The 21864-nt window shown below is 69.3% G+C and carries 18 protein-coding genes; all 18 read left to right on the top strand.

All coding sequences use genetic code 11. The features are described 5' to 3' along the window. The first annotated feature begins 39 nt into the window (after window positions 1-39). The 18 genes from QNO12_RS12115 to QNO12_RS12030 all read left to right on the top strand — a co-directional run bounded on the left by QNO12_RS12115 (window position 40) and on the right by QNO12_RS12030 (window position 21748). Window positions 40-1011 carry an AAA family ATPase gene (locus tag QNO12_RS12115; RefSeq protein WP_257504040.1) on the top strand — a complete coding sequence of 324 codons (972 nt, stop codon included), beginning with the start codon at window positions 40-42 and terminating at the stop codon, window positions 1009-1011. Then, window positions 1011-2273 carry a DUF58 domain-containing protein gene (locus QNO12_RS12110; protein WP_257504039.1) on the top strand — a complete coding sequence of 421 codons (1263 nt, stop codon included), beginning with the start codon at window positions 1011-1013 and terminating at the stop codon, window positions 2271-2273. Before QNO12_RS12115 ends, QNO12_RS12110 begins: the two co-directional genes overlap by 1 nt. Further along, on the top strand, window positions 2270-4669 hold the full coding sequence (locus QNO12_RS12105; RefSeq protein ID WP_257504038.1) for a transglutaminase-like domain-containing protein: 2400 nt from the start codon (window positions 2270-2272) through the stop codon (window positions 4667-4669). Before QNO12_RS12110 ends, QNO12_RS12105 begins: the two co-directional genes overlap by 4 nt. Next, on the top strand, window positions 4666-5982 hold the full coding sequence (locus tag QNO12_RS12100) for an RDD family protein (RefSeq protein WP_257504037.1): 1317 nt from the start codon (window positions 4666-4668) through the stop codon (window positions 5980-5982). The genes QNO12_RS12105 and QNO12_RS12100 overlap by 4 nt, the downstream gene beginning before the upstream one ends. Further along, window positions 5979-6794 carry a PP2C family protein-serine/threonine phosphatase gene (locus QNO12_RS12095; protein WP_257504036.1) on the top strand — a complete coding sequence of 272 codons (816 nt, stop codon included), beginning with the start codon at window positions 5979-5981 and terminating at the stop codon, window positions 6792-6794. The genes QNO12_RS12100 and QNO12_RS12095 overlap by 4 nt, the downstream gene beginning before the upstream one ends. Continuing rightward, window positions 6794-8044: an FHA domain-containing protein gene (locus QNO12_RS12090; protein WP_257504035.1), complete on the top strand. Its 1251-nt coding sequence runs from the start codon at window positions 6794-6796 to the stop codon at window positions 8042-8044. Before QNO12_RS12095 ends, QNO12_RS12090 begins: the two co-directional genes overlap by 1 nt. Next, window positions 8041-9669 (top strand): serine/threonine-protein kinase, encoded by a 1629-nt coding sequence (locus QNO12_RS12085; RefSeq protein WP_257504034.1) that lies wholly within the window; start codon window positions 8041-8043, stop codon window positions 9667-9669. Before QNO12_RS12090 ends, QNO12_RS12085 begins: the two co-directional genes overlap by 4 nt. Beyond that, window positions 9669-11078: an RDD family protein gene (locus QNO12_RS12080; protein ID WP_257504033.1), complete on the top strand. Its 1410-nt coding sequence runs from the start codon at window positions 9669-9671 to the stop codon at window positions 11076-11078. Before QNO12_RS12085 ends, QNO12_RS12080 begins: the two co-directional genes overlap by 1 nt. A gap of 58 nt (window positions 11079-11136) precedes the next feature. Further along, on the top strand, window positions 11137-15657 hold the full coding sequence (locus QNO12_RS12075) for a type VII secretion EssC family protein (RefSeq protein ID WP_257504032.1): 4521 nt from the start codon (window positions 11137-11139) through the stop codon (window positions 15655-15657). A gap of 101 nt (window positions 15658-15758) precedes the next feature. Further along, the gene (locus QNO12_RS12070; protein ID WP_257504031.1) at window positions 15759-16052 is read left to right on the top strand and encodes a WXG100 family type VII secretion target; all 294 of its coding nucleotides are present in this window, start codon (window positions 15759-15761) and stop codon (window positions 16050-16052) included. A gap of 119 nt (window positions 16053-16171) precedes the next feature. Further along, window positions 16172-16393 carry a hypothetical protein gene (locus QNO12_RS12065; protein ID WP_257504029.1) on the top strand — a complete coding sequence of 74 codons (222 nt, stop codon included), beginning with the start codon at window positions 16172-16174 and terminating at the stop codon, window positions 16391-16393. A 24-nt stretch (window positions 16394-16417) separates the two neighbouring features. Further along, window positions 16418-18130: a periplasmic substrate-binding domain-containing protein gene (locus tag QNO12_RS12060; protein WP_257504028.1), complete on the top strand. Its 1713-nt coding sequence runs from the start codon at window positions 16418-16420 to the stop codon at window positions 18128-18130. 82 nt (window positions 18131-18212) lie between these two features. Next, window positions 18213-18914 carry a WXG100-like domain-containing protein gene (locus QNO12_RS12055; protein WP_257503471.1) on the top strand — a complete coding sequence of 234 codons (702 nt, stop codon included), beginning with the start codon at window positions 18213-18215 and terminating at the stop codon, window positions 18912-18914. Further along, window positions 18914-19558 (top strand): hypothetical protein, encoded by a 645-nt coding sequence (locus tag QNO12_RS12050; protein ID WP_257503473.1) that lies wholly within the window; start codon window positions 18914-18916, stop codon window positions 19556-19558. The genes QNO12_RS12055 and QNO12_RS12050 overlap by 1 nt, the downstream gene beginning before the upstream one ends. 15 nt (window positions 19559-19573) lie before the next feature. Further along, window positions 19574-19858 carry a hypothetical protein gene (locus QNO12_RS12045; protein WP_257503472.1) on the top strand — a complete coding sequence of 95 codons (285 nt, stop codon included), beginning with the start codon at window positions 19574-19576 and terminating at the stop codon, window positions 19856-19858. Between the two features lie 158 nt (window positions 19859-20016). Continuing rightward, the gene (locus QNO12_RS12040; protein ID WP_257503471.1) at window positions 20017-20718 is read left to right on the top strand and encodes a WXG100-like domain-containing protein; all 702 of its coding nucleotides are present in this window, start codon (window positions 20017-20019) and stop codon (window positions 20716-20718) included. Beyond that, complete coding sequence (locus tag QNO12_RS12035; RefSeq protein WP_257503470.1) at window positions 20718-21338, top strand: DNA/RNA non-specific endonuclease; 621 nt, start codon at window positions 20718-20720, stop codon at window positions 21336-21338. The genes QNO12_RS12040 and QNO12_RS12035 overlap by 1 nt, the downstream gene beginning before the upstream one ends. A gap of 20 nt (window positions 21339-21358) precedes the next feature. Continuing rightward, window positions 21359-21748 carry a hypothetical protein gene (locus QNO12_RS12030; RefSeq protein WP_257503469.1) on the top strand — a complete coding sequence of 130 codons (390 nt, stop codon included), beginning with the start codon at window positions 21359-21361 and terminating at the stop codon, window positions 21746-21748. Window positions 21749-21864: the final 116 nt, after the last annotated feature.

The raw sequence follows: 21864 nt of genomic DNA, 5'->3' as shown, positions 1-21864 counted from the left end.
GAGCCCAGCCATTCGCATACGACAGAGAGCAGTGACGAAATGAGCATGACCCCCGATCAGGCCGCCTGGTTCCAGGCGACATTCCTGCGCCTGGTGCACAACATCGACAAGGCTGTGCAGGGCAAGCACGAGATCGTCGGTCTGGTGGTCGCGTCCATGCTCGCCGAGGGTCATGTCCTCCTCGAAGACGCGCCCGGGACGGGCAAGACCAGCCTCGCCAAGGCGCTCGCCGCGACCGTGCAGGGCACGAGCGCGCGCATCCAGTTCACGCCCGACCTGCTGCCCTCCGACGTCACCGGCGTCACGATCTACGACCAGCAGTCCCACCGGTTCGAATTCCACAAGGGCCCGATCTTCGCATCCATCGTGCTCGCGGACGAGATCAACCGCGCCTCGCCGAAGACGCAGTCGGCTCTGCTCGAGGTGATGGAGGAATCCCGGGTCACCGTCGACGGCGTGACCCACGAAACGGGTCGCCCGTTCCTGGTGATCGCCACCCAGAACCCGATCGAACAGGCCGGAACGTACAAGCTGCCGGAGGCGCAGCTCGACCGCTTTCTGATCAAGACATCGATCGGCTACCCCGACCTCGCGGTGACGGAGAAGATCCTGGCCGGCGCATCCGACCGCAACCCGTCCGCCGGGCTCACCGCGATCATCACGACGGGCGCGGTCGCGGACATGGCCGACCTCGCGGCGTCGGTCCACGTCGAATCTGCTGTGCTGCGGTACGTGGCGGAGCTCGCCGAGGCGACCCGCAACGACCCCGCGACCCGTCTCGGCGTTTCGGTGCGCGGCGCGATCGCCATGATCCGCATCGCCAAGGTGTGGGCCGCCGCCCACGGGCGGCACTTCGTCCTCCCCGACGACATCAAGACCCTGGCGCCTGCCGTCTGGCAGCACCGCCTCCTGCTCGATGCCGAGGCGGAGTTCGCCGGCACCAGCAGTCAGACCGTGATTTCTCGGGTGCTCGACGGGATTGCGGCTCCCCAGGCGCGAACGGCGGCCTGATGGTCGCGGAGGCACTCTCGGCGCCGTCGGCGCAGACGGACCGCGACGCTGAATGGCGTGACGTCGCGGCCGTCATCGGCGCGCGCGTGCTGACGCGCCTCCGCATCATCGGCTCGGCGATCCGCCCGCTGGCCTGGGTCCTCATGGCGATCGCCGTCGGCTTCTGGGCCCTCGGCCAGATCGCCGGGTGGTGGGAGTTCACCGTCGCCGCGATCGTGATCGCGATCACGGTCGCGCTGTGCGCGCTGTTCCTGATCGGCCGCACCGCATACGATGTCTCGCTCGACCTCGCCCGCACGCGCGTCGTGGTCGGTGAGCGCGCCGTCGGTGCGCTCACGCTCGCGAACCGCGGATCCCGAGCCATCCTGCCCTCGCGCATCGTGCTGCCCGTCGGTTCCGGCCGCGGCGAATTCGGCATCCAGCGGCTTGCCCCGGGGGAGGAGGCCGAAGAGCTCTTCGCCATCCCCACCCAGAAGCGCGGCGTCGTCAAGGTGGGCCCGGTGAGCGTGGTGCGCGGCGACCCGCTCGGCCTGTTCGAGAGGGCGCACCGGCGCGACGACCCGGTCGACCTGTTCGTGCATCCGCGCACCGTGCTGTTCGATGGACAGTCGCTCGGCTACCTGCGCGATCTCGAAGGCCTCCCTGCCGCCGATCTGTCCCGGGATGACGTCTCGTTCCACGCTCTCCTGGAGTATCAGCCCGGCGATGACCTGCGGCACGTGCACTGGAAGTCCACGGCTCGGACGGGCACCATGATGGTCCGTCAGTTCGAAGAGACCCGCCGGTCGCACTTCGTGATCGGCCTGTCCCGATCCAGCGGCGACTACTCCACCGCCGACGACTTCGAGCTTGCCATCTCGGCTGCCGGCTCGATCGGCCTGCGGGCACTCCGTGATTCCCAGCGCGTGGACATGCGTGTGCAGGGGCGCGAGCTGCCGGCGGGCACCGGCAAGCAGCTGCTCGACTCGCTCTCGGCCGTCGAGAGCAGCAAACCGCGCGACGGCGGCATCGCGGAACTGGCCGGGGCCGTGTCGGCGACGATGCCGCTGGCGAGCGTTGTGGTGCTCGTGTGCGGATCCGAGGTGCGCCCCGAGGCCCTTCGCCTGGCCTGCTCGCGTCTTCCGTTCGGCGCTCGTGCGCTCGCCATCGTCGCGGACACGACGGCTCCGGCCCCGGCTCTGCGTCGCATCGGCGACGCCGACGTGATCACGATCGGTGCGCTCGAGCAGATCCCGCTCGCTCTGCAGAAGGTCCTCGCGTGACCGCGCCCCGCCCCGCATCCGCGCCGATCACCGCGCGCCGCTGGTGCCTCGACCTCACCGCGAGCGCCGTGCTGGTCGCGGTCGCGCTCGTGGGTTTCTGGCCCACTTTCGCCGGTCCGTCGTTCCTGCCCGCCGCCATCGGCGGCATCGTGATCGGCCTCGGCATCGCGGGCGTCGCCCTGTGGCGACGCTGGGGCATCCTGATCACCACCGGGCTGGTCATCGCCGCGTACTTCGTCTTCGGCGGGGCTCTCGCGCTCCCGCACTCCACCATTCTCGGTGTCGTCCCCACCCTCGAGACGCTGCACAAGCTCGCGCTGGGCACGGTCACCGCCTGGAAGCAGATGCTCACCACGGTCGCCCCCCTCGCGGCAGCCGACGGGCACCTGATCGTGCCGTTCCTCCTTGCGCTCGTGGTCACCACCCTCACCGCCTCGCTGGCTCTGCGAATGTCGCAGGTCGCCTGGGCGCTGCTGCCTGCGGGCGTGCTGCTGATGCTGGTCATCGCGCTGGGCACACCGGAACCGGCATTCCCGATCGGGCAGGGCCTGGTCTTCGCCGTCGTCAGCATCGCGTGGCTCGCGCTGCGGCAGATCTGGGCCCCGCAGAACACGGCGGTGTCGGTCAGCGAGATGCAGCCGTCGCGCGCGTCGCACATGCGCATGCGGCGGCTGCTCGCCGGCGTCGCCGTCGTGGCCGTCGCCGGCGGCGCGGGCGTCGCCACGGGCGCGCTCGCCGCACCGGCCGAACCTCGGCACGTCTTCCGCGACGTGATCATCCCCCCGTTCAACGTCCGCGACTACCCCAGCCCGCTCCAGGCATTCCGCAAGAACGTGCGCGATGACGTCGACGAGACGCTGTTCACGGTGCAGGGACTGCCCAAGGGCGCACGCATCCGCACCGCGGTCATGGACGAGTACGACGGCATGGTCTACAACGTCGCCGACGGGGGACCCACCTCGTCGAGTGCGTTCTCGCCGTTGCGCTCCAACATGTCCCCCGACGCCGAGGGGGTGCCGGTCACCCTCAAGATCGCCGTAGACGAATACGACGGGGTATGGATGCCGACCGCCGGGGCGTTGTCCGAGATCCGGTTCGACGGCGATCGTGCGGAGGAGTTGCGCCGCGGCACCTTCGTGAACACCGCGACCGGCACGGCGGTGGCCACGCCGAGGCTCCGAGCGGGCGATGAGTACTCGGTCGACGCGGTGATGCCGGCCATGCCCGACGATGACCAGCTCGCCGAGGTGGAGTTCGGAAAGGTCGCGGCGCCCAAGCAGAGCAACGTGCCCGAGGAGCTGACCTCTCTCGCGGCGGAGACCGTCGCCAACGCGGAGTCGCCCATCGAGCAGGTGCGCGCGCTGGAGAGCTTCCTCTCCGAAGGCGGATTCTTCAGCCATGGGCTCGAGGGGGAGGTGCTGTCCCGCGCCGGTCACACCGCCGAACGGATCACGACGCTGATCGGCGGCGACCAGATGATCGGCGACGACGAGCAGTATGCGGTGGCAATGGCGCTCCTGGCCGGGGAGGTCGGCATACCGGTGCGCGTGGTCATGGGCTACTACCCCGACGAGGAGCAGGAGGGTGAGGCTCTCTTCACCGCCACCGGCGACAACGTGCACGCCTGGGTCGAGGCCAACTTCGAGGGGGTCGGATGGCTCCCGTTCACCCCGACGCCTCCCGAGGACCAGGTTCCCAACGACCAGAACACCAAGCCGCGGGTCGACCCGAAGCCGCAGGTCCTGCAGCCGCCGCCCCCGCCGCAGGAGCCCGTCGATCTTCCTCCGACGCTGCCCGACGATCGCGAGTCCGAGGACGAGACCCTGAACATCGCCGGCATCCTCGGCGCCATCCTGCTCATCGGGGGGATCGCGCTGGCGATCATCGCCCTGCTGATGTCTCCGTTCATCGTGATCGGCGCCTGGAAGGCATCCAGACGTCGGTCGCGGCGCACGGCCGCGCGGACCGCCGACCGCATCAGCGGCGGCTGGGACGAGCTCACCGATCGCGCCGTCGACTACGGCGCCCGGCTGACCCCGGGTGGCACCCGACCGGAGGAGGCCGCGGCCGTCGTGGCGACGCTCGCCGTTCCCCGCGTCGCGGACCTCGCCCATCGGGCCGACGCCGACGTCTTCGGCCCGGCCGACCCGACCCCCGAAGACGTCGAGTCGTTCTGGAACGAGATCGACACGATCGTGGGGGGCCTGGGGGAGGATGCGGGATTCTGGAAGCGCACCAAGGCGCGTCTGAGCGTACGGTCGCTGCTCGGGGGCACGGCGATCTCGACCCGAATGCGCGGGCTCCGAGAGGCGGCGTCCGCGCGCGTCCGGCGCGAATCCGGCACGATCAAGAGCAGCACGAGCACAGCTGCCGCACCCGAGAGCGAGACCCCATGACGCAGCCCGCGGCCGCACAGATCGCGCCGATCTCCCGCCGCGCGATCGGCTTCCTCATCGACGCGTTCATCGCGGCCGGTCTGGCGATCGTCCTGGGCGGCGGCTTGGTGGTCGCTGCCACGCTCGCCGGCGGCGTCGAGGCGATGCTGACGACGCTGCTGATCGGCGGGCCGATCCTCGTGCTTCTGCTGCTGGCATGGTTCGTCGTGTACACGCTGATGCAGGCGGGTGCGGGCTCGATCGGGATGCGCGCCCAGGGCCTGCGTCTGGTCTCCGCACGTGATCAGGCGGCGCTGGGATTCGGGCGGACGCTTCTGCGGAACATCATCTTCGGCCTGACCAGCTCGATCGTGGTGGGGTACTTCACGCCGCTGTTCGACGGCTCCGGTCGTTTCCAGGGCTGGCACGACAAGGTCGCCGGTTCCCTGATGCTGGATGCGCGCGCGACGGCCTCCGCGGTGTCCGCCTCTGATGCCGCCCCAGCGACGTCGGCAGTCACGGCACCCGGACGACCGGTCCAGCCCGCGCAGCCGGCCCCCGCTGTCGCCGGCATCCCTCCTCGTCCGCCGCAGCCCGCGGTGCCGGCTCCCGCACCCTCCGGGCGCACGCCGGCCATGGCGGCGCCGGCCCAGCCCGCGGCGCCGTTGACGGCACCGACCCGGTCGCGTCCCGGCCAGACCACGCCCGCCGACGAGGGTCCGCTGATCGCGTTCGTGCCCGGCATCACCCCGGCGTCGGCGCATCGCGAGGCGCCGGCGCCGACAGTTGCGCCGGAAGCCGACTCGGATCTGGACGCGACGGTGCTGGGCTACCGTGCCACTGCGCCCATCGCGCCGGTCCCCCCGGCTGTTGCGCCCATCGCGCCGGTCCCCCCGGCTGTTGCGCCCATCGCGCCGGTCTCCCCGCCTGTTGCGTCCGCGACCGCCTCCGAGGCCGACGCCGGTGAGACCACCGTGCACGCCCCCGAGGACACCAGGATCAGCATCCCCGGGCACCGGCTCGTGTTCACCTGGGACGACGGCACGCGCGTGTCGGTGTCGCGGCGCACGATCTTTGGCCGCAATCCGGCGCCGGAGGACGGCGCCGTGGTCGTACCCGTTCGCGATGAGACCCTCTCGCTCTCCAAGACGCATTTCGAGGCAGCGGCGGAATCCTCGGGCGGCTGGGTGCTGGATCGGCACTCGACCAACGGCACGACCCTCGTCCGCGAAGGACAGCGGATCGCGTGCCCCGCGGGCCAGCGGGTGCCCGTGCGGCTGGGGGACGCGATCGAGATCGGCGACCGCATCGTCACGGTCGGGGGATACGCATGACCCCGGCGCTCGTCGTCGCGGCGGGGTCAGCGACGCACCCGGGACTGCGGCGGGCCCTCAATGAGGACGCGTATCTCGCGAGTGCTCCGGTGTTCGTCGTCGCCGACGGCATGGGAGGGCACGAGGCGGGCGAGCGGGCGAGCGCGGCGGTCATCGCGGCGTTCTCGAGCTCGATCGGGCGGGGATCCCTCGAATTCGAGGACGTCCGGCTGGCGCTGTCGCGAGCACGCGCCAGCGTCGAAGATCTCTCGACCTCGGGCAACGGCAGGGCCGGCACCACACTGAGCGGTGTCGTCATCACGTCGGTCGACGGTGTGGGCTACTGGCTGGCTGTCAACATCGGCGACTCGCGCACCTACCGGCTCGCCGAGGGCGAGTTGGAGCAGATCAGCGTCGACCACTCGGTGGTGCAGGAGCTGATCGACTCCGGCGAGCTCACTGCGGAGGACGCGACCACCGATGGACGCCGCAACGTGATCACGCGGGCGATCGGCGCCAGCAGCACCGGGGATGCCGACTACTGGCTGTTCCCGGCCGAGCTCGGCGACCGGATCATGGTGTGCTCGGACGGCCTGACCTCCGAAGTGCCGGACTCGCGGATCCTCGAGGTGCTGCAGAGCACGCCCGATCCGCAGAAGGCGGCCGACGTGCTGGTCGACGCCGCGGTCGGCGCGGGCGGCAGGGACAACATCACCGTGGTCATCGTGGATGCCGTCTCGGTCGCCTCGCGGCCGGGAAGCCTTCCGGAGACGGACTCGGACATCGACTGTGACACGCGTCCGCGTGAAGCCGCAGCAGGAGGGGTTCGCTGATGCAGACGATCTACCGACCGGGACAGTGGTACCTGATCGTTCTCCCGGGCACTCTCGTGGCGCTGCCGCCCGATGTGTCCGGAGACGTCGTGGCGCGGCTGTGGGAGCGGATGCAGGAGCAGGGGACGCTCACGACCGTGGTCGAGGTCCTGACCGCCCAGGCGGGCGGGGTCTTCACGTCGCTGCCGCCGTTCGTCGCAGTCGTGGCGGAGGGTGCCGACATCCGCATCGCCCTGCGTGGTGAGGTCTCCGCCCGGGTGAGCACTGCGTCCGGGGCGGACGAGTTCTCCGGGGCCGACGTGACCACGTGGAGTGAGCGGTTCGTGGTCGGCGCATCACGCGTCGAGATCACCGTCGAGGCCGTCGAGGGCGCGGCCGCGCTTCCCGTGCAGAGCGGAGTCGTCCGCGCGGCGGCGGTGAGTGCCGAGCTCGAGTCCGGCCAGGAGTGGACGCCGATCGCGACACCGCCCGCGACGCCGCTCGTAGCGCCGATGGCGGAGCCGATCGCAGCGCCCATCGCCGTCACCGAGCCGGTCGAGACGCCGCTCGGCACGCCGATCGCGGAAGCCCAGCCGGTCGATGATCCGTCGACCCACAGCGCGGCGGAGCCGGGCGAACCGGAGCAGCCGGCGGCTGAGGCCGAGGCGGTCCCCGTGGTCGATGGGGCGACCATGACGCCGACAGAACACACGCTGGCTCCCCCGACCGAGGACTTCGACCAGCTGTGGGGTGCCACGGTGCACTCCGTCCCGGCGGTCACTCCGGCCTCCGGTGCCACGGCTGATGTGGTCGGCCTTGACGGCGACCACGACGGCGCGACGATCTCGGTCCCCGAGCTGCGCGCGCTGCGCCAGCAGCGTCCGCCCACGGACGACGTGCCGACCGCGGTGATGCCGGTGGTGCCCGGTGCGACCGGCCGTGTCCGGGTCTCCACGGGGCAGGTCGTCACGCTTGATCGCACCGTGATCATCGGCCGTCGGCCACGGTCGACGCGGGCCAGCGGCGCGAACCTGCCGCACCTGATCGCCGTCGACAGCCCGCAGCAGGACATCTCCCGCAGTCATCTCGAGATCAGGCCGGAGGGGGACACCGTCGTGGTCATCGATCTGCACACCACGAACGGCTCGACGCTGCTGCGCCCCGGCACGGACCCCATGCGGCTGCACCCCGGCGAGCAGACCCTCGTCCTCTCCGGAGATGTGGTGGATCTCGGCGACGGGGTGAAGGTCGCGTTCGAGGACCTGCCGTGAGCCGTCCACCCTCCACCCCGCCGCAGCTCCCCGGCTTCCGCTACCTCGAGCCCCTCGGCGTCGGCGGTTTCGCGGATGTCTTCCTGTACGAGCAGCAGATGCCCCGCCGTGAGGTCGCGGTCAAGGTGCTGCTGGCCGACCGCATCTCCAGCAGCGCCGCCCAGGAGTTCGCCGACGAGGCCAACGTGATGGCGATGCTCTCGACGCATCCCGCGATCGTCACGATCTACCAGGCCGGGGTCGCCGGAGACGGCCGGCCGTACCTGGTGATGGAGTATTGCCCGCGCCCGAACCTGCAGCTGCGTGCGCGCAACGAGACGTTCTCGATCGCGGAGGCGCTGCGCGTGGGCGTGCAGGTCGCGGGAGCGGTGGAGACCGCCCACCGGGCCGGCGTCCTGCACCGTGACATCAAGCCTGCCAACATCCTCGTCACCGCGTACAACCGCCCGGCGCTGACGGACTTCGGGATCGCCTCGACGACCGGCGCAACGGGTGAGGCATCCGGCATGTCGATCCCGTGGTCGCCACCGGAGTCGTTCGCCGATCCACCGCGCAGCGGACCGCGCACGGATGTGTGGGCACTGAGTGCGACCCTCTACACGCTGATCGCCGGACGTTCGCCCTTCGAGAGGCCGGGGGAGCGCAACTCCAGCGCCGATCTGATCGAGCGGATCGAGCGTGCCGCCCTCACCCCACTGGGCCGCCCGGACTCGCCGGACAGCCTCCAGCGCGTCCTCGAACGCGCGATGGCGAAGAATCCGGATGACCGCTACCCCAGCGCCGTTGCGTTCGCGCGGGCGCTGCAGAAGGTGCAGATCGAGCTCGCGCACTCCGTGACACCCATCGACATCGTCGACGATCACCCGCCCGCCGAAGAGCGGGACGACGACGGGGACGGGCTGACCCGCGTGCGGCAGATCGTCAGCATCGACCCGGATGTCGCCGCCTTCACGCGCCCCTCGGCCACCACCCAGCCCAAAAGCGCCGGGTGGGAGCTGCCCGGTGTGCCGCGTTTCGACCCGCCTGAGCGCGCCGCCCCCGACCTCGAGGCGACTCAGATGCGCCTTCCCGCTGCGAGCGCACCACCCGCGGCCGAGGACCGGACCATCGTCCGGCCGCCGATGGTGGTCGCGCCGCACGCCGCGGCATCCGCGGCTCCCGCCGTCGCCCCACCTCCCGACGCGACTGCCGTCGACACGCCTGATCCGGCGCCACCCCGCCGCCGCAGAGGCATGTGGATCGCCCTGTCGGCCGTCGTCGCCGTCGTGGTCGTCGTCGTCGCGATCGTCGGCCTGAACCTTCTGGTGGCCGGGATCCAGACCCCGCCCGAAACGACCGAGACGTCCGAGCCGCAGGACCTGGTGTCCGACTTCGTTCCGAAGGTCGTGGACCTGGGCGGCACGCGGCAGGGGGAGCAGATCGTCTTCACCTGGGTGAACCAGGACCCGCAGGAGGGTGACAGCTTCATCTGGAGCGTCGTCGACGTCACCGGCCAGGTCGATCCGCAGCAGACCGAGACCACTGTGGCGCAGGTGCCCGCGAGCCCCACGACCGTCTGCATCGACGTGATGCTGCGACGGGACGACGGACGGGTCTCCGAACCCGTCCGGGGGTGCGTGGACTGATGATCTGGGAAATCGACGATCAGAAGCCGAAGATCGAAGGGCTCGACGCTCAAGGGCGCCCCGACCCCGCGTACGCCGCGGCGCTGGGACTGCTGCGCGCTCCCTTCGGCCGACGTGCTCTCGCAGCCACGACAGACGTGGGCATCTGGGTGCTCGTGGTGCTGCCGTTCCTGATCGGCACGGCACCCCTGCTGGTCAAGCTCGCCACGGGGGCGATCTCGCCGTACGGCTTCCTCAATCACCCGGATTTCATCTTCGCTGTCGTGATGGCCTCGGTCTCGACGCTCCTCGGCCTCGTGTACCTCATCGTCCAGCTGGTCCTGCACGGAACCAAAGGGATGACGATCGGCAAGGCGGTCACCGGCATCCGCAGCGTCAACGTGCGCACGTTGGAGCGCCCGCGGGTCGGCGCCGTGCTCGCGCGCTTCCTCATGGTGGTCGCCTCCGGAGTGGTGCCTCTGCTGGGGCCGGTGTTCCTCCTCATCTCGCCCACGTTCGACCCCGAGCGTCGGGGACGCGGACTGCACGACAAGGCGACCGGGATCTGGCTCGTCGACGTGCGCACAGGGCTGAACCCGTATGCGGAGAAGCGGATGCGCGTGGCGCGGAAGATGGTGAAGGCCGAGCCGAACCTCGGGCGGTCGACGCTGCCCTCGCTCGCGACGCCCACGGACCCCGCGGCGCAGCCCGAGTATCGTCCCGGCAGCCGGGTCAGCGCGGGGGTGCTGGGCATGGCGCGACCGCACGAGGCGCACGAGCGACCGACGGTCGGCCTGCCCCCCGCGACACCGGCAGCGCAGGCGCCGGCCGAGGCGGGGAAGCCGGTGCTCGGCGGATACCGGATCGCGGACGACGAGAAGCCTGCCGCAGTGGCCGGCTCTCCCGCCGCGCCCATGCACCCCGAGCCCGCACCCGTGTCTGCGCCGGTACAGTCGGCCGCTCCGCAGCCGGGACCGGTGCCCCCTCCCGCGCCGCAGCGCGAACCCGCGCCGCAGCCGGGACCGGTGCCCCCTCCCGCGCCGCAGCGCGAACCCGCGCCGCAGCCGGAGCCTGTGCAGCCTCCGTCGTCCCAGCCCGAGCCGGCAGCTCGCTTCGGCCTGCGCTTCGACTCCGGCGAAAGCATCCCGATCACGGCACCCGTTCTGCTCGGACGCAACCCGGATGCCGCCCAGCACCCGGGGGCGAGCGCCATTGCGCTCTCCGACGACAGCAAATCGCTGTCGAAGACCCACATGCTGGTGCGCCCGGTCGAGGGCGGGCTGGAGATCGTCGACTGCCGCTCCACCAACGGATCCGGGTTGATCCGGGCGGGCACCGAGTACGCAGTCGCGGCCGGGACGCCCACCATGGCGACAGACGGCGACAAGATCCGGCTCGGCGACCGCGTCGCAGCCGTGGTGCGGGTATGACCGAGCGTGACCGAGTGATGAGGATCGCCGGCGTGCCGGCGGGACCGGGGGAGACGCCGTGAGGCTCAAGCTGACGCTGCATCGTCAGGCAGGTGATCCGGTCGACATCGTCATCACGACCGATTCCACCGCGACCGCGGGGGATGTGGCTCGTCACGTCGCCGCGGCGGATCCGACCCGGTCGGTCGCGGTGGCGGAGGGGGACGTGCTCACGCTCGCGGTCGCGCCCCCGACCGGCGACCGACTGATCCCGCTGCAGCCCGATGTCCCGATCGGCGAGGCGCCGATCGGGTCCGGATTCGCGGCATCCATCGTCAATTACGGCCCCGATCATGCCTTCGCCGGACAGCGCGAGATCGTCGGCGTGCTCGTGGCGACTTCGGGCGCCCTGGCCGGCCAGGAGTTCCCGATCGCGGCGGGCCACGTCTTCCTGGGGCGGGAGGTCGGCAACGACGTCGTCCTGGCCGACCCGATGGTCTCCAAACGTCACGCACGACTCGAAGTCGGCACGCACATCGAGGTCGTCGACCTCAACTCCGCCAACGGCGTGCTCGTGGACGGGGTCGCCGTGCAGCGCGTCCGGGTCGAGGAGGGTGAGCCCTTCATCATCGGCGGCACCACCCTCGTCCTCCGCCTCGCGCGATCCTTCGACGGCTCCGCGACCGAAGAGCCGATCATCGAACGCGGCGGCGGCCTGCTGTTCAACCGCAGCCCGCGTGTCGAGGTGCGCTACCCGGGAACCCTGTTCAAGATCCCGCGGCTGCCCACGGAGAAGATCGGCAGGATGTTCCCCTGGCCGATCCTGATCGCGCCGATCCTGGCGGGGATGGCGCTGTATGCCTTGAACGGCAACCCCCGCTCGCTCCTGATCATCGTGATGACGCCGTTGATGGCGTTCGGGAACATCATCAACCAGGCAGCCCAGAGCAAGAAGGGCGAGAACCACGAGATCCTCCTGTTCGAGCGGCAGTACGAGCAGCTCGAGGAGGACTTCTTCCACGGCAAGCCCGAGGAGGAGCGAGCCCGAAACGCGGAGGCTCCGCCGGTCGCCGAGATCTTCGATCATGCGATGCGCCTGGGCCCCATGCTGTGGACGCGACGACCGGAGCACTGGAACTTCCTCGGCCTGCGCCTCGGCACCTGCCGGCTGCCGGCACGCAACAGCATCGACGACGCCGAGACGCCCGAGGGCCTTCCCGACTTCATCGACCGTGTCGACCGGTTGCGCGACCGCTACGCGTTCGTCGACGACGTGCCGGTGTTCGAAACCCTCGGCGATGCCGGCTCCATCGGCATCGCAGGTCCGCAAGGTCCCGTGGCGGACACGATGCGCGGCCTTGCGGTGCAGCTACTCGGTCTGCACGCCCCGAACGACGTCGTCGCCGTCGCCTTCGCGGATTCGGCCTGGACGCCGGAGCTGGACTGGCTCAAATGGATGCCGCACACCTCCAGCGACAGGAGCCCCTTCCGTGACCTGGCCCTCGCGGATTCCGCGCCGACCAGCGCTTCGCTGCTGAGCACCCTCGAGGAGTACGTGCTGCGTGCTGCGGCGGCGGGCGGGGGCGGCGAGCCCCGCGGACCGTTCAAGGAGGACTGGAACCCTCTGCTGTACGGCACGGACGTGGCTCGCGCGGCATCCGAGCACAAGAGCACACCCGCCGTGTCGGTGATCGTCTTCGTCTCCAGCGACGCACCGGTCGATCGCGGTCGCCTCACGGATGTGCTGGAGCGCGGAGCCGACCACGGCGTCCACGCGGTCTTCGTCGCGCCCACCGTCGAGTCGCTACCCGCCGTGTGCCGCAGCTACATCGATGTCACGGCGGGCCTCGAGGACGCGCAGGTCGGTCTCGTCCGCAACGGCGAGAACTTCGAGCACGTACGAGTGGAGGGGGTCTCCAACGCGTACATGGAGATGCTCGCGCGACGCCTCGCTCCGGTCGTGGACGCGAGCACAGGCGTGCACGACTCGTCCGACATCCCGACCTCGGTGATGTTCCTGCAGCTGGTCGATCCGGCCATCGCCGAGGATCCTCAGGTCGTCATCGAACGCTGGCGGCAGAACAACACCATCGTGGACCGTTCGCCGAATCCGAGGCCGCGCCTGAAGAAGGCGGGCACGCTTCGGGCGATCATCGGGCAGGGACCGAGCAGCGCGATGGTCCTCGACCTGCGCACGCAGGGCCCGCACGCGCTGGTCGGCGGAACCACCGGTGCGGGCAAGTCGGAGTTCCTGCAGGCGTGGGTGCTGGGCATGGCCGCGGCGCACAGCCCGGACCGGGTGACGTTCCTCTTCGTCGACTACAAGGGCGGCTCCGCGTTCGCCGACTGCGTCGAGCTGCCGCACTGCGTCGGACTCGTGACCGACCTCAGCCCGCACCTGGTGCGGCGCGCGCTGACCAGCCTGAGGGCAGAACTGCAGAACCGGGAGCACCTGCTCAACCGCAAGAAGGCGAAGGATCTGCTCGAACTCGAGAAGCGCCAGGATCCGGAGTGCCCTCCGGCGCTGGTCCTGGTGATCGACGAGTTCGCCGCGCTGGCATCGGAGATGCCGGAGTTCGTCGACGGCGTCGTGGACATCGCCCAGCGCGGCCGCTCGCTCGGCATCCACCTGATCATGGCGACCCAGCGGCCCGCCGGCGTGATCAAGGACAACCTGCGCGCGAACACGAATCTGCGCATTGCGCTGCGCATGGCCGACGAATCCGACTCGCGCGACGTGGTGGATGACGGCGTGGCGGCGACCTTCCCGGCGACCGTCCCCGGCCGGGCGATCGCCAAGACCGGTCCCGGGCGGCTCGTGCCGTTCCAGTCCGCCTACGCGGGCGGATGGACCACCGAGGACGATTCCGCCGCGGCCGAGGTGCGCGTCGCGGAGCTGCGCTTCGGTGCCAGCAATGAGTGGGAGGCCGACCGACCCGCCGACGCCGATGCGCATCTGGAAGACCTCGGTCCGAACGACCAGAAGCGCATCGTCTCGACGCTGATCCGCGCCAGCGACAGGGCGGCCCTTCCCCGTCCGCGGCGCCCGTGGCTGGATGACCTGTCACCGCTCGTGGACCTGCGGGATCTGCCGAACGACGGCGACACGCGCATCCCCCTGGCGCTGGTGGACGTGCCGGAGAAGCAGCTGCAGCAAGCGGCCGTGTTCGCACCGGACCGTGACGGTTCGCTGGTGATCTACGGCACGTCGGGATCCGGCAAGTCGACGCTGCTGAAGACGATCGGCACGGCGGCGGGGATGCGGCCGGACCTCGGCCGCGTGCAGGTGTACTGCCTCGACTTCGCCTCGGGGGCGCTGGGCGCGCTGGCGTCTCTTCCCCATGTCGGCTCGGTCGTGGACGGTGCGGACGTCGACCGCATCCAGCGCCTCCTGCGCACGCTGGACGGTGAGATGGATCGCCGCGCCGCGGCTTTCTCCGCTGCCAGCGCGGCATCCGTCCAGGAGTACCGGGAGCTGAAGGACCGGCGGATGCCGCGCATCCTGCTCCTGATCGACAACTACCCCGAGTTCAAGAAGGACTGGGAGGTCGCGCCGGGCCGGGGACCCTTCTACCGCATCTTCATGCGCATCCTCGGTGAGGGGCGCACACTCGGGCTGCACACTGTGATCACCGCTGACCGGGGCAACGCGGTTCCCAGCGCGGTGGCGGCGAACATATCGCGTCGTGTCGTGCTGCGCATGGGCGATCCCAGCCAGTACATGCTGCTGGGTGTCCCGCGAGACGTGCTGGACGAGCAGTCCGCTCCGGGGCGTGCCGTCGTCGACGGTCACGAAGCGCAGATCGCGGTCCTCGGCGGCACCATGAACGTCGTCGAGCAGACGAAGGCTCTCATCGCGCTCGGAGATCGGCTCCGCGAGGAGGGTGTGCGGGACCTGCCCGAGATCGGCGCGCTTCCGACCATGGTCACCGTCTCCGAGATGCCGGCCCGGGCAGGGGGGATGCCGGTGTTCGGCGTCGCCGACGACACGCTCGCCCCGCACGGATTCGAACCCATCGGCTCCTTCGTCATCTCGGGTCCTCCGGCATCGGGGCGGACGAACGCTCTGAAGGCGCTCGTGGTCGCCATGGAGCGCTTCGATCCGGACGTGAAGATGTACCACCTCGGCAGCCGTCGCGCGGAGCTGAAGGACTTCCGGCCGTGGGTGCGCAGTGCCATGCGGCCCGAGGAGGAGAAGGATCTTGCCGCCGAGTTGGCCGAGCTGGTCGTCAGCGAGTCGCCGGGCGGTCGCATCATGATCGTCGTGGAGGACATGCCGCACCTGGCCGATGGTCCCGCGGATCGCCCGATGCGCGCGCTGCTCCAGGCGATGAACAACAGCGACCATCTGCTCATCGGCGAAGCCGAGATCACCCGCGCCAGCGGCAGCATCGGCGTGCTCGGCGAATGGAAGACCGGCCGGCAGGGCATCGTGCTCAAACCCGACACCTACGACGGGGAGGCGATCTTCAAGACCGCGTTCGGCCGCGTCAAGCGCTCGGATTTCCCGGTCGGCCGTGGCATCTTCGTGCAGGCGGGCCGTGCGGTGACGATGCAGATCCCGTTCGTGCCGGCTGCGGGCTCGAATGGGCAGGGGTGACATGGGTACCACTCCCCGTGTGCGGAAAGGCCAGCATTGGCTAGCCTCGATTCAAGAGAGGCCGCAGGGCCTGAACACGACGAACGCAGGAGGCGGACCTCATGGCCGGACATGATTTCGGGGCAACGTACAGCGAGATGGAGAGCGCAGCGGCGCGACTGCGCGATGGACGCAGCACCGTCACCGACACCCTGAAGGAACTCCAGGGTGTCATCGACGACCTGGTGCAGGACGGATTCAAGACCGAGAATGCGTCCGAGGCTTACTCCTCCGCGTACTCGGAGCTCACCGCGTCGCTGGACGACGCCGCTGAGGCCGTGAACGACATGGCTCAGGCCCTCGACCGGATGGCCGACTCGATCCGCGACAAGGATGCGGAGCTGGCAGGCGGCTGAGCCAGCGTGCTTTCAGAGGTCGTGGCGCCGGTCCTCGGACCGGCGCCACGACCTCTGTCCGTGCCAGGGCACCAGGAGGCGAGCAATAGGATGGGGCAGATGAGCGGAGCACGGGGCCGATGAGCGACTCGCAGAGCTACTGGTACAACCTGACGGCCAGGGCGGTGGAACGCGCGGACACGCGCCCGTCAGAAGACACCCTCGGGCCGTTCGCCACCGCCGCGGAGGCGGAGGATTCCCCGGCCCTGCTGGTGGAATATGCCCGTGCGTGGCTGGAGAGCGAAGAGAGCGAGCCCTTCCGTGCGCTGGTCGAAGGCGAAGACGGCACCGACCTCATATGACCGCCCTCGTATGACTGCGATCTCATGACGCGGCGCCGTTTCCGCGCACCGCTCGCACTCCTGCTCGCGGCAAGCCTCGGGGCAAGCCTGACGGCGTGCGCCCCCGGGCTGCCGGACACGGTCGTGCCGGGCACCCGGATCACCGTCGGGTGGGCGGGTCCGTTCACATCGGCGAACGCCGCCGCATCCCCGACGGCCGGAAACATCGCCATCGCCGAGGCGATCCGAGGCGGGTTCGGCCACGTGCGGGAGGGGGAGTTCGTCGCGGACGAATCGTTCGGCACCGTCGCGATTCTCGCGGACGACCCGTTCACGGTGCGGTACGACCTTGCTGAGCCGGCCTGGTCGGACGGCATCCCGCTGGACGCGGCCGACCTTCTGCTGGGCTGGGCGGCAGCCGCCGGGTACTTCGCTCCGGAGGGGGACTCCGGAGCGATCCAGACCCAGCCGGATGCCGACTCCGACGTTCCGTCAGTCGACGAGTTCGCCCGGTCGATCGATGTGACGTTCGAGCCGCCGGTCACCGGCTGGCAGCAAGCCGTGACGGTGCCGGTGCCGGCGCACGTCATCGGCCGACGCGCCTTGGGCATCGACGATGCGATGGAGGCGAAACAGGCGGTCATCCGGGCGATCCAGGACGAGGACCGGGCGGTGCTCCAGGACATCGCCGAGGTCTGGAACGACGGCTTCACGGTCTCCGCCGGCGACGAGATCGCCCCCGACCTGCTGCTTTCCAGCGGGCCCTTCCTCGTCGACGAGGTCCGAGACGAGGCAGAGGGGCAGAGCGTCACACTCGTCCCCAATCCCGCCTTCCGCGGATCCGTGACGCCCAAGGTCGCCCGGATCGAGCTGGTGCCTCCTGGAGACCAGCCGATCGCGGACGTCGGCGGCCGGCTGCACGTGGCGATCGTGGCACCGACGACCGCAATTCGCGGGCCCATCCGGGAACTCGAGCGCAAGGACTTCACCGTGAACACGTCGCATGACGGGACAGCGTGGGCTCTGCTGCTGCGCCCCGGCGGCATCTTCGCCTCGCAGCCGGCGCGCGCCGCGTTCATCCGTGCGACGTCGGCGCCGGCGATGGTGGAGCGCGGCTCCGGCCTGTGGGCGTCGGCCTATACCGGCACGGCATCGATGCTGTCGGCGCCGGGATCGCGTGCCTACGACATCGTCAACGAGGATTCGGGGTTCGCCGTGGCGCTGGGGTCCCCGGCCGATGACCCGGTGCGGGAACGCGAGTCCGCCGGAGTTGCCGACCGGTCACCGGTGTGCGTGCTCTACGACCGGGCCAGCGAATTCGGTGCGGGTGCTTTCGCCGCTCTCCGGGAATCTGCCGCAGAGGCGGGGTGGAGCGTCGTGGACTGCAGCAGTGAGGACTTCGAGGCCGCGCTGGCGCAGCGCGCCTGGGACGCCGTGATCGCCCGCACGCCGATCCCGCAGACTCCGGAGCAGATCGCCGCGCAGTGGGGCAGCGCAGGTGCGGCCTCACTCTCCGGGCATGCCGATGCCGCCCGCGACCAGCTCATCGCGCAGTACGCGCAGACCGCCGACATATACGAGGCGCGTGAGGTTCTCGCTCAGATCGAGGCCACGATCGTGCAGGCCGCGGTCGCTCTTCCCCTTGCCGTGAACCAACTGGTGACCGTCATCGACCGTGGCGTGACAGGCGTCGCGACGCCGACCGGCGACGCCGCTCGGCTGATCCGGGACGCCGCGCAGTGGGAAGCGATCCCATGAGCGCGGGTGGGTGGGTTGTTCTCCCCATCGCGACCGTTCGCTCGCGACTCATAGAGTCTCTAGTGGAGGTGTGGCCGTGGGGATGATGTTGCCGAACGAGCTGGTCTGGGTGATGGAGAAGCTCGGGTTCGAGTGGCCGGACATCGATGAGGACGAGGTGCGCAAGGGCGCGGTTCTGGTCCGCAATCTGGGCACTGATCTGGAGGATGTGATCCAGGCGGTCGATCGCAAGGTCAACGGCGATATCTCCGGTGCGATGCGGGGGCAGACGGGGCCGGCGACGTTGGGTGCGTGGAACGCGAACCGGTCGCAGAATCTGCAGAAGCTGGTCGACATCATGCCGCCGGCTGCGATGGCGATGGATGTCGGTGCGGAGGCGATCTTCGCGTTGAAGATGAAGGTCATCGTCGATGTGTCGTCGACGTTGATCACGCTGGTTGCGATGCTGACGAATCCGCTCACCGCTGCCGGTGCGGGGCCGATGCTGCTGGTCAAGAAGAAGCTGTTGAACGCGGCGGTGGACATCGCCGTGGAACAGCTGCTGAATCAGCTTCTGCCGTTGGCGATCGAGCCGATGTCGGAGCAGCTGCCCGCGGTGATCGACGCGGTCCTGGATGCGCCGATGGTGGAGGCGACCGCGGGGGATTCGGATGAGTTCTATGCGGATCTGGCTGCCTTGGAGGATGCGCAGGCGACGATGAAGCTGCATGGTGCAGACCTTCAGTCGGTGACCTCCACGTTCTTCGCGGAGTTCTCCGCGCTCGACTTCGGAGGAGACGACTGATGAGCAGCGCGACCAAAGCGGTCTTCCGGGAGTTGCGGCAAGCGGTTCTCAAGGGAACCGCGCACAGCAGAGACAAACTCCACCATCTCGCCGACAACATGAACGACCATCTCGACAACGTCGTGCGTCAGGTTCGCGACAAGGACAAGTTCGACGACGCGCCGGACACTCCTGCGGCCCCCCGACCGTACAATCCCGTGCGCGGCCAGGACGGTCGATATGAGCCCGGCAGCCTCCCCTCCATCGACGAGCTTCGCGCGTTGACCAGGACGGACCCGGACACGGCGTTCTACTGGTCCGGTCGGGACGCCAACGGTGTCGGTGTCGGGCCCGGCGGGTCCGGCATCGCCGAGAACATCGCCACCGGAAGCGGCGGGCGGACGCTGGAACAGACGCTGGCCGCCAACGGAGTCGACCCGCTTCCGGTCTGGAACCAGAAGGACCCGGAGTCCGTGCGCTTCTGGGAGGACGCCTCCGCGGCGTTCGCGGAGAACGCGAGCGGACAGGTCCGCGCGGTCGTCGGCAGCGATCTGCGGCCGGGAAACATCTGGCAGACTGTCGAGATCCCGCGGCTGGTGGACAACCCGAATGTCACGAGCATCAGCCAGCTCGACCCCGACACCGGCATCTGGGCGCAGCTCTGACCGAAAGGCACCGTCATGACGGACCAACATCTGGACATCAGCGAAGCCGTTGTGGTGTTCCTCAAGAACTACCCGGGCCAGAACGACGAGGAGTTCGAGGCCAGGTTCGGTACGGATGCCGCTCGTGAAGCGGTCCGCGCGGTTCTCGACGAGACCTCGAGGATCCGGATCGACTGGGCGGACAAGTCGCTCGTCGACATCGGCGAAGAGGTCGAGCAGGTGATGCACGAGAGGCACCCCGAGTTGTCCGCCGCTGCGCTCGAGAAGCTCTCGAACTACTTCACGTACCTGGTGAGGTGACCCCTCTGGCGCGGTGACGGCCCTTCTGCGGTCACGTGCGCGCAGAGCGCCCGAGGCGACCGTGACCACTGCCGTGATGCGCAGCTGGTGGGAAGTGCTACCCATGGTCGGTTCCTGACCCGAAACGTAGATTCGACTCAGGAGGTGTGGTCGTGGGGATGATGTTGCCGAACGAGCTGGTCTGGGTGATGGAGAAGCTCGGGTTCGAGTGGCCGGACATCGATGAGGACGAGGTGCGCAAGGGCGCGGTTCTGGTCCGCAATCTGGGCACTGATCTGGAGGATGTGATCCAGGCGGTCGATCGCAAGGTCAACGGCGATATCTCCGGTGCGATGCGGGGGCAGACGGGGCCGGCGACGTTGGGTGCGTGGAACGCGAACCGGTCGCAGAATCTGCAGAAGCTGGTCGACATCATGCCGCCGGCTGCGATGGCGATGGATGTCGGTGCGGAGGCGATCTTCGCGTTGAAGATGAAGGTCATCGTCGATGTGTCGTCGACGTTGATCACGCTGGTTGCGATGCTGACGAATCCGCTCACCGCTGCCGGTGCGGGGCCGATGCTGCTGGTCAAGAAGAAGCTGTTGAACGCGGCGGTGGACATCGCCGTGGAACAGCTGCTGAATCAGCTTCTGCCGTTGGCGATCGAGCCGATGTCGGAGCAGCTGCCCGCGGTGATCGACGCGGTCCTGGATGCGCCGATGGTGGAGGCGACCGCGGGGGATTCGGATGAGTTCTATGCGGATCTGGCTGCCTTGGAGGATGCGCAGGCGACGATGAAGCTGCATGGTGCAGACCTTCAGTCGGTGACCTCCACGTTCTTCGCGGAGTTCTCCGCGCTCGACTTCGGAGGAGACGACTGATGAGCGCCGGCGCACGGGCAGTGATGCGCGAGTTGAAGCAATCGGTCGCGGACGCGGGTCGCCGTCTGAGTGACCGGCTTCCCCAGCTCGCCGACCGGATCACGGACCACCTGGACAACGTCGTGCGGCAGGTCCGCGACACGGACAAGTACGACAACACCGTCACCACGCGCGGCCCCAACACCAAGACGACGCACTTCGATCCTGACACCGGACGGCCGGTGCAGGAGCAGGGGAAGATCCTCGAGGATTTCGGCGGCTCCGCTCGAGGCGACAATGCGACGGCGATCGGCCGACTGGGCAATCCCGGGGACGACGGCGGCCACCTGGGTGCGCACCGCTTCTTCGGGGACACCCGGGATGAAGGAATCGTGCCGCAGATCGCCAACCTCAATCGCGGCGCATGGAAGAAGATGGAGAGCGAGTGGGCCGACTGGGTTGCCGAGGGCGCCCGCGTCGACTACCGCATTCAGGTCGACCCTCCCGGTGCCGTCCGACCTGATAATTTTCAGGTTGTGTATGTGGTGTCCGACCCATCGACCGGCGACATCATCGAGGTCCGTAATCCGAGTTTCGCGAACGTCAACGGCGAGACCTTCGACCGCATCCACACGCGGTGAACAGACTCGAGAGGAACTCCATGCCAGGAAATGTCACAGCCGATCTCATCCGCGCTCTCATCGACAACATGCAAGCGCCCAACCTCGACGCGGAGGGCTGGGAGGCTCTGGCAATCATCCTGGAGTTCCCCGACGGGGAGTTCAACGAGGCGCACGGCTACCTCTACTGGCCCGACGGCGTGGTATCGGCCGTGGCGTCGGATCCGTGGGCGGTGGCACCCGCGGTGAAGGCCTACACCGACAGCTATTACAAGCCCGGCGAGGCCCTGCCGCGGAAAGCCCTCGTGCAGCTGGACCGCACGACGGGTGAGTACCGGGTGACCTTCGAGGAGACGGACGAGGGGCGCTGGAAGACGACCCCGCGCAACTTCAGGCAGCTGCGTGAGGAGTTGCGCCCCCAATTCACGTGACCCCGCCGCGTGACTTCATCCGACGCCGCGTCACGCCGGTGACGCACTCTTGCTGGCAGGATGTCAGGTGAAGGAGCGTTACGTGACAGATGTGAAATCGGCAAGCGAGCTCGACA

It is taken from the genome of Microbacterium sp. zg-B185 (assembly GCF_030246885.1).
Classification (GTDB): domain Bacteria; phylum Actinomycetota; class Actinomycetes; order Actinomycetales; family Microbacteriaceae; genus Microbacterium.
The sequence above is the reverse complement of the archived record's forward strand: the minus strand, read 5'-3'. Positions and strand labels throughout refer to the sequence as shown.

Bases quoted from the DNA above. Each gene is read 5' to 3' on its own strand.
- QNO12_RS12115 (WP_257504040.1), top strand. From the start codon at position 40: ATGAGCATGACCCCCGATCAGGCCGCCTGGTTCCAGGCGACATTCCTG.
- QNO12_RS12110 (WP_257504039.1), top strand. From the start codon at position 1,011: ATGGTCGCGGAGGCACTCTCGGCGCCGTCGGCGCAGACGGACCGCGAC.
- QNO12_RS12100 (WP_257504037.1), top strand. From the start codon at position 4,666: ATGACGCAGCCCGCGGCCGCACAGATCGCGCCGATCTCCCGCCGCGCG.
- QNO12_RS12095 (WP_257504036.1), top strand. From the start codon at position 5,979: ATGACCCCGGCGCTCGTCGTCGCGGCGGGGTCAGCGACGCACCCGGGA.
- QNO12_RS12090 (WP_257504035.1), top strand. From the start codon at position 6,794: ATGCAGACGATCTACCGACCGGGACAGTGGTACCTGATCGTTCTCCCG.
- QNO12_RS12080 (WP_257504033.1), top strand. From the start codon at position 9,669: ATGATCTGGGAAATCGACGATCAGAAGCCGAAGATCGAAGGGCTCGAC.
- QNO12_RS12070 (WP_257504031.1), top strand. From the start codon at position 15,759: ATGGCCGGACATGATTTCGGGGCAACGTACAGCGAGATGGAGAGCGCA.
- QNO12_RS12065 (WP_257504029.1), top strand. From the start codon at position 16,172: ATGAGCGACTCGCAGAGCTACTGGTACAACCTGACGGCCAGGGCGGTG.
- QNO12_RS12060 (WP_257504028.1), top strand. From the start codon at position 16,418: ATGACGCGGCGCCGTTTCCGCGCACCGCTCGCACTCCTGCTCGCGGCA.
- QNO12_RS12055 (WP_257503471.1), top strand. From the start codon at position 18,213: ATGATGTTGCCGAACGAGCTGGTCTGGGTGATGGAGAAGCTCGGGTTC.
- QNO12_RS12050 (WP_257503473.1), top strand. From the start codon at position 18,914: ATGAGCAGCGCGACCAAAGCGGTCTTCCGGGAGTTGCGGCAAGCGGTT.
- QNO12_RS12045 (WP_257503472.1), top strand. From the start codon at position 19,574: ATGACGGACCAACATCTGGACATCAGCGAAGCCGTTGTGGTGTTCCTC.
- QNO12_RS12040 (WP_257503471.1), top strand. From the start codon at position 20,017: ATGATGTTGCCGAACGAGCTGGTCTGGGTGATGGAGAAGCTCGGGTTC.
- QNO12_RS12035 (WP_257503470.1), top strand. From the start codon at position 20,718: ATGAGCGCCGGCGCACGGGCAGTGATGCGCGAGTTGAAGCAATCGGTC.
- QNO12_RS12030 (WP_257503469.1), top strand. From the start codon at position 21,359: ATGCCAGGAAATGTCACAGCCGATCTCATCCGCGCTCTCATCGACAAC.